This window comes from Acinetobacter pittii, assembly GCF_034067285.1.
GTDB classification, from domain to species: domain Bacteria; phylum Pseudomonadota; class Gammaproteobacteria; order Pseudomonadales; family Moraxellaceae; genus Acinetobacter; species Acinetobacter pittii_E.
The window spans coordinates 1651696-1665516 of sequence record NZ_CP139286.1 but is presented as its reverse complement, the minus strand read 5'-3'; the positions used below and the strand labels follow the sequence as shown (position 1 = coordinate 1665516).

General features: G+C 38.3%; 8 protein-coding genes and 1 pseudogene. 3 read left to right on the top strand and 6 right to left on the bottom strand.

The window, feature by feature from the left end; genetic code table 11:
• Positions 1-36: 36 nt before the first annotated feature.
• The 3 genes from SOI81_RS07855 to aptA form a co-directional block, all read right to left on the bottom strand.
• Positions 37-1428 carry an amino acid permease gene (locus SOI81_RS07855; RefSeq protein WP_016140939.1) on the bottom strand — a complete coding sequence of 464 codons (1392 nt, stop codon included), beginning with the start codon at positions 1426-1428 and terminating at the stop codon, positions 37-39.
• Positions 1429-1531: 103 nt separating this feature from the next.
• Positions 1532-3100, bottom strand: a complete 1569-nt coding sequence (locus SOI81_RS07850; protein WP_320541515.1) for a CoA-acylating methylmalonate-semialdehyde dehydrogenase — start codon at positions 3098-3100, stop codon at positions 1532-1534.
• Between the two features lie 107 nt (positions 3101-3207).
• Positions 3208-4590 (bottom strand): aspartate aminotransferase family protein, encoded by a 1383-nt coding sequence (gene aptA, locus SOI81_RS07845; protein WP_320541514.1) that lies wholly within the window; start codon positions 4588-4590, stop codon positions 3208-3210.
• A gap of 97 nt (positions 4591-4687) precedes the next feature.
• On the opposite strand from aptA, the gene SOI81_RS07840 reads away from it, so the two are divergent.
• Positions 4688-5605 carry a LysR family transcriptional regulator gene (locus tag SOI81_RS07840; RefSeq protein ID WP_239975879.1) on the top strand — a complete coding sequence of 306 codons (918 nt, stop codon included), beginning with the start codon at positions 4688-4690 and terminating at the stop codon, positions 5603-5605.
• A gap of 49 nt (positions 5606-5654) precedes the next feature.
• Here the strand turns inward: SOI81_RS07840 and SOI81_RS07825 are convergent, their stop codons facing one another.
• A complete protein-coding gene (locus SOI81_RS07825) occupies positions 5655-11018 on the bottom strand; it encodes an Ig-like domain-containing protein (protein WP_345791155.1) in 5364 nt (1787 codons plus the stop codon).
• 116 nt (positions 11019-11134) lie between these two features.
• Here SOI81_RS07825 and SOI81_RS07820 point away from each other — a divergent pair.
• Positions 11135-11235, top strand: a pseudogene (locus SOI81_RS07820) (LuxR family transcriptional regulator); the annotation flags it as partial.
• Positions 11236-11293: 58 nt separating this feature from the next.
• Here the strand turns inward: SOI81_RS07820 and SOI81_RS07815 are convergent.
• Both SOI81_RS07815 and SOI81_RS07810 read right to left on the bottom strand, forming a co-directional pair.
• Positions 11294-11479, bottom strand: coding sequence for a hypothetical protein (locus tag SOI81_RS07815; protein ID WP_016140932.1), 186 nt, complete (start codon positions 11477-11479; stop codon positions 11294-11296).
• A gap of 208 nt (positions 11480-11687) precedes the next feature.
• Positions 11688-12419, bottom strand: a complete 732-nt coding sequence (locus SOI81_RS07810; protein WP_239969328.1) for a GntR family transcriptional regulator — start codon at positions 12417-12419, stop codon at positions 11688-11690.
• 111 nt (positions 12420-12530) lie between these two features.
• On the opposite strand from SOI81_RS07810, the gene SOI81_RS07805 reads away from it, so the two are divergent.
• Positions 12531-13820, top strand: coding sequence for an SLC13 family permease (locus SOI81_RS07805; protein ID WP_320541513.1), 1290 nt, complete (start codon positions 12531-12533; stop codon positions 13818-13820).
• The last annotated feature ends 1 nt before the right edge of the window (position 13821 follow it).

Genomic DNA, 13821 nt, shown 5'->3' with positions numbered 1-13821 from the left:
GAGAAAAAAGAGACCATTTACGGTCTCTTTTTTAATTTAATCTAGATTCATGGCAACCGCTCTGGTTGCTTTACGCTTTCGCGTGACGAACAACCCACAAACAATCACAAGCGAAGTTACCCCTAAAGATAAAGTGGTTTCATAACTGTATGCTGGCGAGAAGAACATATAAGCCAATACACTTAAAATAATAATAATTACAAACCAAGTGAGCCATGGAAATAGCCACATTTTAAATGGAATTTCCGCTCCTGCAGCTTCCAGTTTATGTCGTAAACGCAGTTGAGAGAATGCAATGACTAAATACACAAGCAACGCAATTGACCCTGTACTTGAGAGCAATAAACCAAATACTTTTCCTGGGAATACGTAATTGATAATACAACAAATCAAACCAATAAAAGTTGAAGAGAACACCGCAATTGCAGGTACGCCTGCATAATTGACTTTAGTTACTGCTTGAGGTGCTTCACTACGGGTACCCAAACGGAATAACATTCGAGAAGATGTATAAATTGCGGCATTCATACAACTTGCCACAGCAATGAACACGACTGTATCAATGATGAGTTTAGTACCTGGTACGTTCAAGCTCATTAAAACGTATTGGAATGTTCCGTATTTTTGTAAGTCTGGCGAACGCCAATCAACAAGTGAAACGGCAATAAACATTGAGACTACAAAGAAAAGAATAATGCGGTACAACACGAGGTTCGTTGCACGTCTAATTTTCTGTTTAGGGTTTGATGACTCTGCTGCTGCAATCGAGACAATTTCTACGCCAAAAAATGAGAATGCAGTAATTAAAATTGCCGATAAAATTCCTCCCATACCGTGTGGCATAAAACCGGCATTATTGTATAAATTGGCAACCCCACTTACATTTTTAGCTAATGGCCAAAAACCTGAAATTGCTAAAATACCAATAATAATGAAGCCAATAATGGCAACCACTTTAACTAAGGAAAACCAGAACTCAAACTCACCAAAACTTTTGGTACTAAAAAAATTAGCTAAGCTTAGAAATACAATAAAACAAAATGCGTAAATAGAAACAGAAACGTTCGGAAACCATGAATGTAAAATTTCAGCACCTGCAATAGCTTCTACCGGAATTGCGAGCACCCAAAACCACCAATATAACCAACCAATTGTAAAACCTGCCCACGGGCCAATCGCTTTGCGGGCATAGGTAGAAAATGAACCAGTGTCCGGCTCTAAAACGGCCATTTCACCCAACATTCGCATCACCAGAAATACCATAATACTGGTAATTAAATAAGCGAGAATAACCGCTGGTCCTGCCTTGGCAATTGCAGAAGATGAACCGACAAATAAACCTGCGCCAATAACACCGCCAATACTAATCATTGTGATATGGCGATTTGAAAGTCCTTCGCCTAATTTTTTTGTTCTATCATTATTCATATTTCAATCCTTAAAAATATATCCATATAAAAATCTATTACATGTTTGAAAATCCTACGGTAATGAAAAAGGGAAAACTAATGTCTTCCCCTTATTGCAATAATTAATTTAGAGTTGGCATTGAAAATTGTTTTGCTTCACGGACTTGCGCAGATGGCCAGCGTTGCGTAATGGTTTTACGGCGTGTGTAAAAACGGACACCATCTGGACCATACGCATGTAAATCACCAAACAATGAACGTTTCCAACCACCAAAGCTATGGTAAGCAACAGGCACAGGTAAAGGAACATTAATACCCACCATACCGACTTGAATGTGACTGCTAAAATAGCGTGCTGCCTCACCGTCACGGGTATAAATACATGTCCCATTGCCATATTCATGGTCATTAATGAGTTGCATGGCTTCTTGCATAGTATTTACACGCATAACTTGCAGTACAGGTCCAAAAATCTCTTGTTGGTAACTGGTCATAGCTGGTGTGACTTGGTCAATTAAAGTAGGCCCAACAAAGAAACCTTTTTCGTAGCCTGCCGGTTTTGCATCACGGCCATCTACCACAATTTTTGCGCCTTGTTGTTCTGCACTTTGAATATAAGCCTGCACTTTGTCTTTATGTGCTTGGGTAATGAGTGGACCAAAGTCGTTGCTTGCATCTGCATAGTTGCCGAACTTCAATTTTTTCATTTCTTGAGTCAGCTTATCAATCACCACATCGGCAACTTCATCTCCAATAGCAACCGCAACCGAAAGTGCCATACAACGTTCGCCAGAAGAGCCAAAAGCTGCGCCTAGCAATGAAGTTACTACGTTATCAATATCGGCATCCGGCATGATAATCGCGTGATTTTTTGCACCGCCTAATGCTTGGCAACGTTTACCCGTTGAAGTCGCTGTGCGGTAAATATATTCAGCAATTGGTGTTGAACCCACAAAGCTGACTGCTTGAATGCGCGGATGATGCAATAAGGCATCTACCGCTTCTTTATCCCCATTTACCACATTAAATACGCCGTCGGGTAAACCTGCCTGTTTTAATAGTTCTGCAAGGTATAAAACCACAGAAGGTGCCTTTTCAGAAGGTTTTAAAATAAAGCAGTTACCGCAAACCAGCGCCATTGGGAACATCCACAACGCCACCATGGCTGGAAAGTTAAATGGTGTAATACCAGCCACAACACCTAGTGGTTGGAACTCGCTCCATGAATCGATATCAGGGCCGACATTTTTTGAATATTCCCCTTTTAAAAGCTCTGGCGCGCCGCAAGCATATTCAACGTTTTCAATACCGCGTTGAAGTTCACCTTGAGCATCATGAGAAATTTTACCGTGCTCTTGTCCAATCAAAGCGCAAATCTTTTCAGCATTTTGTTCTAATAATTGTTTAAATTTAAACATGACACGTGCACGTTTAATGACAGGCGTATCTCGCCATGCAGGAAATACTTGCTCGGCTGCCTGAACAGCTTCATTTACCGTCTGTGCATCTGCAATTTCGACTTCTTTACTAATTTCACCCGTCGCAGGATTGTAAACTGGCTGTCTTCTTGCCGTTTTAGATACAATTCTTCCTTGAATGAAATGCCCTAGCACTTTTTTGGCTTGTTCGCTATGCGTACTATTTTCAGTTGAAACTTCGTCATAGCTAAAATTTTCTAGGCCATTTGTCATTGTTGTTACTCCTTACTACAATTGGTTTTCAGATCAATCTGTATTTTTGATTTGGTTTTTAAAGAGCATCTATAGAACCTACCGATGCTCATAAATATCTATAAGCCTTAATTCACTTGGTGCAGTGCATCACCCACAGCATTCATTAAGCGGTCAATATCAGCCTCAGTGCTGTTGAACATTGGCCCGAACTGAAGGGTGTCGCCTCCAAAGCGAACATAGAATCCTTCTTTCCAAAGTTCCATACCAAGCTCGAAGCCTCGAATGGTGGCATCACCATCACGCGGAGCTAACTGTAGGGCACCAATCAAACCACAGTTACGAATATCTAAAATGTGCGGTGCACCTTTTAAGCCATGTAGCATTTTTTCAAAACTTGGTGCCAATGCTGCAGATTGAGCGAATAGGTTTTTCTTTTCTAAAACTTCAAGCGCAGCTAAAGCGGCAGCACAAGCAACAGGATGTGCCGAATAGGTATAGCCGTGAGTAAATTCAATGGCATGTTCCGGTAAGTCTTGCTGCATAAAAGCAGAGTAAATTTCATGGCTTGCCACCACGCCACCTAAAGGAATGGCACCATTGGTCACTTGTTTCGCAAAGTTCAAAATATCAGGCGTAACCCCAAAATATTCTGCTGCGGTCCAAGTTCCTAAACGGCCAAAACCTGTAATCACCTCATCAAAAATTAACAAGATGTCATGCTGATCACAGATTTCTCTTAAACGCTGTAAATAACCCGTTGGCGGTACAATACAACCTGCTGATCCGGAAATAGGTTCAATAATCACGGCGGCAATATTTGAAGCATCGTGTAGCTCAATTAACTTAAGCATTTCATTAGCAAGCTCTACGCCACCTGTTTCTGCACAGCCTTTGGTAAATGTTAAATTTGGCTGCAAGGTATGCGGCAAATGGTCTACATCCATAAGTTGACCAAACATTTTACGGTTGCCGCCAATACCACCGAGGCTTGTTCCTGCAACGTTTACACCATGATAGCCACGGGCACGGCCAATCAATTTGGTTTTACTTGGTTTACCTTTAATACGCCAATATGCACGTGCCATTTTGATAGATGTATCTGCCGACTCTGAACCCGAGTTGGTAAAGAAAACGTGTTGTAGTTTTTCAGGCATATGCTGAACAATTTTATCTGCCAGTTTAAAAGACAACGGATGGCCGAACTGAAAAGCTGGTGAGTAGTCGAGTTGACCTAACTGAGCACTTACCGCTTGCTGAATTTCAGGCAAGGTATGACCTGCACCACAAGTCCATAGCCCTGAGAGTGAGTCATAAATTTCACGGCCAGAATCATCAATCAGGTACGATCCTTTTGCGCCCACAATCATGCGCGGGTCTTTAGCAAAGTTACGATTTGCAGAGAAAGGCATCCAGTGTGCCTGATAATTTATATGCATATTATTATTGGCTTGAATCGCTTCCGAAGTATGCTCAGATTCGCTGAATTTATCCGTATCAAACATAACCATTCCTGTTTATTTTCAAATTATGGTTTGAGTGTACATAGCGTGATAAGTTTGATAAATTCAAATTATCTTGAGTTTAGATTTAAAAAAACAAAACTAAATGAAACCGAAAAAATTAAATCAAGTTACTGATTTTGATATAAAACTTCTTAAAATTTTCAAAACAGTTTGTGACTGTCATAGCTTTACATCCGCTGAAAGCATTCTTGGTATTAGCCGCTCTGCAATTAGTTTGCATATGAGTGATTTAGAAAATCGTTTGGGTATTCGGCTATGCCAACGTGGTCGCGCTGGCTTTGCCCTCACCGATGAAGGACGGGAAATTTTAGAATATATCGAAGTACTCACTGCTTCTATCGAAGATTTTCGCTCTAAAGTTAATCAAATGCACAACCGCCTTAAGGGTGAGTTTAATATCGGGATTATTAATAACCTTGTAACGATGCCTAGAGGCTATATCACCAACACGTTGACACAACTCGCCGAAGAACATTCTGAAGTAATTATTAACATTAGTATGAGTACTCTGTCAGATATTGAATGCCGTGTGCTCGATAATCGTTTGCATGCAGGCGTTATTCCCCTTGTTACGCCTTTGTCCGGTTTGGACTATTTTGATTTATATAGTGAAAGTTCGTTTTTATATTGCGGCAAAAACCATCCCTTGTTTGGCAAATGTAGCAAGATGGATTTAGATGAATTAAAAAAATGGCAAGCAATCCTTCCGAATTATGCGATTACATCGGAAGCGGCAAAGTTACACCAGCTTTTAGACTGTAAAGCGACTGCAAGTGACCGAGAAGGAATTGCCTTTCTAATTTTAACAGGAAAATTCTTAGGTTTTTTACCCGACCACTATGCAAAAAAATGGGTTGAAGATGGTTTTATGCAAGCTGTTTCAAAGGAAAAAATGCATTACAGCACACCCATTTGCTTAATTACTCATAAAGGCAAAAACCACAATATTATTTTAAAAACCTTTATGGAGATGCTTGAGAAGCGGATCGTTGGGGGTTAAAAAAAGAGACCATTAAATGGTCTCTTTTTTTAGTCTATTACTAAACAACTTAATAAATAAAGGTATTTGAAACTATTAAGTTCTCTAAGGTATCATGCTTATCAGTAAGCAAAATTAATTCTTGCGAATGATACGTAGATTGACTAGCCCCATCTCTATCAACTGAAATAATTAGCCCCGCCTCAGTATCTTTTACCGAAATATAATCTTGAAGATTTCCACTTTCATTTATAAGTAATTGAGACAAATCAATTTTATCATCCTCTACGAGATTAAAATCAGTCCACTCACTCTTAACATTTCCACCTAAATTATCTGTATTATCGAGAATATTAAAAACCACAGTATCTGCACCATCTCCGAGAATATAAGAGAAAGTTTGATTTGCTATGCTTGTCTCAATTACGTCATTACCAGTTGTACCCAGTACAGTTTTGGCAATATATTGCTCAATTTGTGCCTTATCCCAGACTGTTCCATCGTCAAATATAATAGATGATAATTGTCCCTCACCAAAATGAATGCTGGCAGTTGAATCATTGAACGTAATAACTCTATCCGCACTAGCCTGTTTTAAAATAATTTCATCAGCTGAAACTGATTTTAAATAAAGTATATTTTGTTCATTGTTATTATCTAGGATATGAACATAACTTAATGACCCTAGTAATGCTTTATCTACAATATAGGTATCATTACCAGTTTCACCAATTAATCCTGTATATACATTCGCGGAATTGCCACCATAAATGAGTGTATCATTCCCTGAACCACCGTATAAATGATCAGAACCCGTATTCGATATTAATGTGTCATCGCCACTACCACCATATAAATAATCATTCTGTACACCACCTTGAATCGTATCATTACCTCCCAAACCATAAATAGTTGAAATCTCAGCATCTGCTTGAAGATTATCTGCTGCATCAGTACCTAATAATTTACCAATCGTATTAGCTTCAATTTGAGCTTTATCCCAAACAGTTCCGTCATCAAATACAATAGAAGATAAATTATCCTTACCAAAACGTATTGTTGATGCTGAATCATTGAATGATATTATGATTAGTGAATCGGATTGCTTAAGTAAGATATCACTAGAAAGCACTGATTTTAACTGAAGAGTATTTTCTTCACCTGCATTATCTAAAATATGAATATAGCTTGATGAAGTGAGTAATCCTTTATCTATGATATAAGTATCATTACCCGCCTGACCTAGTAAAGCCGTATACGCATTCGAATTACCACCATAAATCAACGTGTCATTACCAGCCCCACCATATAGATAGTCCGAACCTGTATTAGAAATTAAAGTATCGTCTCCATCACCACCATACAGATAATCATTCTGTACACTGCCTTGAATTGTATCATTGCCTCCCAAACCATAAATAGTTGAAATCTCAGCATCTGCTTGTAAAGCATCTGCCTCATCAGTACCTAATAATTTACCAATCGTATTAGCTTCAATTTGAGCTTTATCCCAAACAGTTCCGTCATCAAATATAATAGAAGATAATTCTCCCTCACCAAAACGTATTGTTGATGCTGAATCATTGAATGATATTATGATTAATGAATCGGACTGCCTAAGTGAAATATCACCAGAGGACACTGATTTTAATTGAAGAATATTTTCTTCAGCTGCATTATCTAAAATATGAATATAGCTTGATGAAGTGAGTAATCCTTTATCTATGATATAAGTATCATTACCTGCCTGACCTAGTAAAGCCGTATACGCATTTGAATTACCACCATAAATCAACGTGTCATTACCAGCCCCAGCATATAAATAGTCCGAACCTGTATTAGAAATTAAAGTATCGTTTCCATCACCACCATATAGATAGTCATTTCCTGTAGATCCTTTAATAATTTGAGTAAATGTAGGGTCTGTTGGCTTGTAAGTTCCTGATACAGTATTAATTATAGTGGTTAGTGGTTGAGAACTATTCCCAGCTTGATCTGTAGCAGTTACCCTATATTCTACATTTAACCAATCGAATTTTTCCTCAATATTTACGTGAACCCAAGCACCATCAATTTTTTGCTCAACAGCATAACTATCACTTGGCGCATTAAAAATAATTTTATCTGTACTCACATCATAATTAAACAAATTAGCCAATATAGGTGCCGTAGTATCAGGTGCATTTATATTAATTGAACTTTCATTACCTTTAGCATCCGCAGCAATTACTTTTAATACTTCACCATCTTCGTAAACCATATTCAAAATTACATTGTAATACCCGGATGCATCAGCTATTGCCGAACCGATTACATCACCTGCAGTATTTTTAACAATTATTGTGGCATTTGCTTCAGTTGTACCTTGTACTGATTGCCCTTCAGCCCATCCACCTTGAATAGTTGGTTGATGCAAAATTGGTGGCGTACTATCTGGTGCAATAACCTCTTTCGCTTCAGTTTTATTATCCGATTGATCTGCTGCTGTTACGCTTAAGCTTTCGCCATTTAAGTAAGCTTTATCAAGAGTAATAGAATAATTTCCTGCTTCATCTGCATTAGTTGTGCCTACAACTTTTGTTTCGTAATGGTCTACTTCTAAAATAGTTTTTGGCACTTCTTGCGTTACATTTACATTTATAACGGGGACCATTGAACTAGAATAATTTACTGTCAAAGTATAGGTTCCAGATGCTAATACTGAACCTTGTGCTAGATCAATACTGTAATTTCCGTTTCCAGCTTGAGAGATACTACCAGTTAGACTTGTATTTAAACTCGCACCAGAAAGAGTTGAGCTATAACTACCAGAAAGTGAATTAGTCGAAGAGTTCAAATTTAAAGAAACATGTGCATTTGTACCTGTAACTTCGAAAGAATATGTTTTCGATAAATAATTTGACTGTACTGTCTCATTCAAAACAGATTGGATTTCTAAAACAGTTACTTCTTTATAAACAGCAGTTACTTGTTCTACTGTCACTCTTGCACCTACTTCGGTCACACCCGCAACCACTTTACCTGCAGCATCTATAATTGCAGTTAAACTTGATGGTGCCGTGGTATCCAGTGCATTAATGGTTTTCGGCGCTGTAGCATTACCAGATTGATCTGATGCTGTAGCACTTAAGCTTTCTCCATTTAAATATGCTTTATCTAGGGTAACTGAATATTTACCTGTGGCATCAGCAGTAGCTGTACCGATTATGGTTCCTGCAGTATTTTTAATTGTTACAACAGCATTCGCTTCGGTCACACCCGCAACCACTTTACCTGCTGTATCAATCGTTGCAGTTAAGCTTGAAGGTGCCGTGGTATCTGGTGCAACAATGGTTTTCGGCGCTGTAGCATTACCAGATTTGTCCGCAGCCATTGCACTTAAGCTTTCACCATTTACATAAGCCTTATCTAGGGTAATCGAGTATTTACCTGTGGCATCTGCAGTAGCTGTACCAACGACAGTTCCTACAGCATTCTTAACTGTTACAACAGCATTCGCTTCAGTTACACCTGCAACCACTTTACCTGCAGTATCAATCGTTGCAGTCAGACTTGAAGGTGCTGTAGTGTCTGGTGCAACTATTGTTTTTGGTGCGGTAGCATTACCAGATTTGTCTGCAGCCGTTGCACTTAAGCTTTCACCATTTAGGTATGCTTTATCTAGGCTAATCGAGTATTTACCTGTGGCATCTGCAGTAGCTGTACCAACGACAGTTCCTACAGCATTCTTAACTGTTACAACAGTATTCGCTTCGGTCACACCTGCAACCACTTTACCTGCAGTATCAATCGTTGCAGTCAGACTTGATGGTGCTGTAGTGTCTGGTGCAACTATTGTTTTTGGTGCGGTAGCATTACCAGATTTGTCTGCAGCCGTTGCACTTAAGCTTTCACCATTTACATAAGCTTTATCTAGGGTAACTGAATATTTACCTGTGGCATCTGCAGTAGCTGTACCAACGACAGTTCCTACAGCATTCTTAACTGTTACAACAGTATTCGCTTCGGTCACACCTGCAACCACTTTACCTGCTGTATCAATCGTTGCAGTTAAGCTTGAAGGTGCAGTAGTGTCTGGTGCAACAATGGTTTTCGGCGCTGTGGCATTACCAGATTTGTCCGCAGCCATTGCACTTAAGCTTTCACCATTTACATAAGCTTTATCTAGGCTAATCGAGTATTTACCTGTGGCATCTGCAGTACCTGTACCGACGACAGTTCCTACAGCATTCTTAACTGTTACAACAGCATTCGCTTCGGTCACACCCGCAACTACTTTACCTGCTGTATCAATCATTGCAGTCAGACTTGATGGTGCCGTGGTATCTGGTGCAATAATTATTTTCGCGGCTGTAGCATTACCCGATTTGTCCGCTGCAGTGGCACTTAAGCTTTCACCATTTAAATAAGCCTTATCTAGCGTAATTGAATATTTACCAGTGGCATCTGCTGTAGCTGTACCAACGACAGTTCCTACAGCATTCTTAACTGTTACAACAGCATTTGCTTCAGTTACACCAGCAACAACTTTACCTGCGGTATCAATCGTTGCAGTCAGACTTGATGGTGCAGTTTTATCATCAGCCAAAATTGTTTGAATTGTTGATTTATTACCAGCTAAATCTTCGGCAGAAATAGTAAGTTTTTCACTATTTAAATAAGCTTTATCTAGTATGATTGTATATTTTCCATCATTATCAGACTTTGAAGTTCCAATAATTTTTCCAGATGAATCTTTGACGGTGACAGTTGAATTAGCCTCTGTCAAACCTGTAATAGTTTTACCGTTAGAAGAAATAGCATGTACTAAAGTAGGGGCCGTAATATCAGAAGCGACAATCTCTTGTTTCAAGGTACTATTGCCAGCAGCATCTTGAGCAGAAACTTTTAGTGTTTCACCATTAATATAGGCTTTATCCAAATTAATTAAGTATGCCCCATCTGCTCCAGCTTTGGCAGAACCGATTACTTTACCAACTGAGTTTTCAACTATAACAGTTGCTCCAGCTTCTGTTAAACCACTTACTGTTTTACCATCTTTAGACAATATTTTAGTTAAACTCGCTGGAGGAGTCTGATCAGAAGGTGTTGAAATATCACTGCCGCCGCTACTTGATGCCGCTACCGCAATACCACCAAGTGCAATCGCAGCACCACCCCATAACATTGCTTGTGAATCCCATAAACTCTTTTCTTTTAGAACCTCTTGCTTTTCAGCTTCCTCATCAGCCTCAGAATTATTTTCTACTTGTTGACTAAAAACTTGCTCCACAGGTTGAGTATTAGGAGTAACACTATATGATTCAGCTTGAATTACCTCACCACTCTTAAGAGTAATTTCAAAACCATTTCCCGTATCTTTTACGCTTTTAATATTACTTGCATCTAAAGTAATTTTTTGACCATTTTTAATAAAAGTAAGTATATTTTGCATTTTTGTAAAACACCTATTTATAACGCAAAAAATTTACCACAAAAAATAATAAAAACTATAAAAATTCATAATAATAATTTTATTATTTGATATATTTTCTATTAACTCTACAACTATATAGCATACGCTTTTGCTTAATTACTCATAAAGGCAAAAACCACAATATTATTTAAAAACTTTTATGGAAATGCTTGAGAAGCGGGTGCTTAACAGCTAAAAACTTCCCGAAGGAAGTTCTAAGAAAAACCTAGTCATGCATGCAATTATTTTAAGTTTTAGCAATTCCCTTTTTTTGCTTGTCCAGGAGGACAGAAACGGCCATGACTACCACCATCATGATAACCACCATCAATCAAGCGACCATCTGGATCGATCACAACGCTTCCTTCACGTGTATGAACAGCACAAGCTGTTAAACTCAATCCACTTAATACAGTCAAAATCAATAAAATATTTTTCATAATTCACTCCCTTTTCTATTTAAAAATAGAATGGGCTGAAGTTTTTTACAACTAAGGATTTGTTATCAATACCTTATAAATACCAGCAAAGTATAGGCATTCAAGGAATAGCCGATGCTTGATTTATAGAGTAATGACTCGCTTCCTAACGTTAGTGAACCAACTTTTGACGCTTAATGGGGAAATCTCTATTAAGCTGCATAAAAAATTAATTAATTGTTATTTCATAATGAAAATTATCGGCTAGACCATAAGACTCACGGTATTCGACTGCTACACCTTCAAGATTCTTTGCAATACGGCATACCTTAACTAAAGGGTCTTCAAGATTATTATTTAGATAGCTGTCTTTAACATTTTTCTCAAAAGTTAACCGTTCTGTCGCAGAAGAAACAAACTGACCGCAGTGCTGATAATAAAATGGATAAAGTAAGTTACCAAAATCAGCGATTGGAATTTCTTCCAGGTTTTTAAATAAGCGTTCAGGCAGCCAGATTTTCTCGCTTAAAACAACGACTTCTTCATGTTTACGGACACGCTCGATATAAAGTAACTTTTCGGTAAGCCCAAGCCCCAGCTCGGCATTTACTTCCGATATTGCATCACACACTTCTACTTTTTTGATTTGGCCTTGAGGCTGAATGAACTCGCCTTTTTTATTGCGTAATCTAAAAAAACGAATAAGCGAATTTTCAAAATTAGGTTGTTTTAGGAAAGTTCCTTTTCCTTGCTGTTTAACTAATAAGCCGTCTTCAACCAGTCCTTCAACCGCCTTTCTAACGGTTCCTACCGATACGCTATACATTTGCGCAAGTTCTTGTTCACTTGGAATAGGCTCTTCAACTGTCCATTTTGACTGGATCAGTAGTTTTTGAAGTTCCCAACGGACCTTTTCATATCTTGGCAATTTAAAATTTTTAAATGCAGTCTCATCAAGCATTTGCGTTAAACATTATGAAATCGATTTGACAATATTAGCATAGTTCTGTGTAATACAAAAAACCAAACATATATATGTTTAGATGTTTATATATTTATCAAGGAAGATAATATGACTGCATTGATGCTGATGGCTTTAGTCGTATCGATAGGTTTAGGTTATAAAACGAAAATTAATATCGGATTTTTTACGATAGCGTTTGCCTACCTGATTGGTTGCTTTGGCATGGGACTTAAACCTTCAGAAGTTATTGAATTATGGCCTGTCAAAATTTTCTTTATTATTTTATCTGTCACTCTGTTTTATAACTTTGCTTTGGCCAATGGCGCATTAGAAAAGCTTGCCAGCCATCTTTTATATAAGTGCCGTAAGTTTCCTCAGTTTTTACCTTTAGCAATTTTTTTCGCAGCAACCATTATTGCAGGCCTCGGCGCAGGTTTTTATACGGTGCTTGCTTTTATGGCACCGATTACCCTGCTGCTGTGTAAAAAAACCAATATGAATATGATTATTGGTGGGATGGCTGCAAATTACGGCGCTTTAGCGGGCGCAAATTTTATGACATCGCAAAGTGGTATTATTTTCCGAAGCTTAATGGAAAATACTGGCATTAGCTCACAAACAGCTTTTTCATATAGCAGTGGCATTTTTATTTTAACTTTAATTATTCCAATTGCAGTGTTGGGCATTTATACCCTCTGGAATAGAAAAAGTAATTCTATTGTGATTGAAGATCAAAAGCCTGAGCCATTCGACAAAAAACAGAAACAATCTATCTTCCTTATTATTTTAATGATGTCGATTGTTTTAGTTTTTCCAATCTTGCACCTTGTATTTCCAGATGTAAAAACCATCAGCTTTTTAAACTCCAAAATTGATATTGCCTTCCTTGCTATTACCTTCTCGCTCATTAGTTTACTTATGAAACTTGCTGATGAGAAAAGGGTCATCGCACTTGTGCCTTGGGGAACACTGATCATGATTTGCGGTGTCGGTATGCTCATCGCATTAGGGGTGAAGCTTGGCATTATTACGACCCTATCTGAATGGTTAGCAAACAATGTTCCTGTGTGGGTCATTCCAGTATTGTTATGTCTCATCAGTGCCATTATGTCTGTATTTTCAAGCACTCTAGGCGTAGTTGCTCCTACCTTATTCCCAATTGTTCCAGCACTTGCACTTACCTCTGGGCTAAATCCGCTAGTGCTGTTCATTTGTATTGTGGTTGGCGCTCAGTCTACGGCCATTTCACCTTTCTCGTCTGGCGGTAGCCTCATTATGGCTTCAGCACCAGCAGACATCGACAAAACCAAATTCTTTAATCAACTGTTATTTAAAGCAATTCCTGTAGGAGTCATTGCTGCTTTAATCGCTATTTTCGCTTTAAAATTTGTAATGTGAG

Coding starts and splice junctions, on each gene's coding strand:
- SOI81_RS07825 (WP_345791155.1), bottom strand. CDS start 11,018: ATGCAAAATATACTTACTTTTATTAAAAATGGTCAAAAAATTACTTTA.
- SOI81_RS07815 (WP_016140932.1), bottom strand. CDS start 11,479: ATGAAAAATATTTTATTGATTTTGACTGTATTAAGTGGATTGAGTTTA.
- SOI81_RS07810 (WP_239969328.1), bottom strand. CDS start 12,419: ATGCTTGATGAGACTGCATTTAAAAATTTTAAATTGCCAAGATATGAA.
- SOI81_RS07850 (WP_320541515.1), bottom strand. CDS start 3,100: ATGACAAATGGCCTAGAAAATTTTAGCTATGACGAAGTTTCAACTGAA.
- SOI81_RS07805 (WP_320541513.1), top strand. CDS start 12,531: ATGACTGCATTGATGCTGATGGCTTTAGTCGTATCGATAGGTTTAGGT.
- SOI81_RS07840 (WP_239975879.1), top strand. CDS start 4,688: ATGAAACCGAAAAAATTAAATCAAGTTACTGATTTTGATATAAAACTT.
- aptA (WP_320541514.1), bottom strand. CDS start 4,590: ATGGTTATGTTTGATACGGATAAATTCAGCGAATCTGAGCATACTTCG.
- SOI81_RS07855 (WP_016140939.1), bottom strand. CDS start 1,428: ATGAATAATGATAGAACAAAAAAATTAGGCGAAGGACTTTCAAATCGC.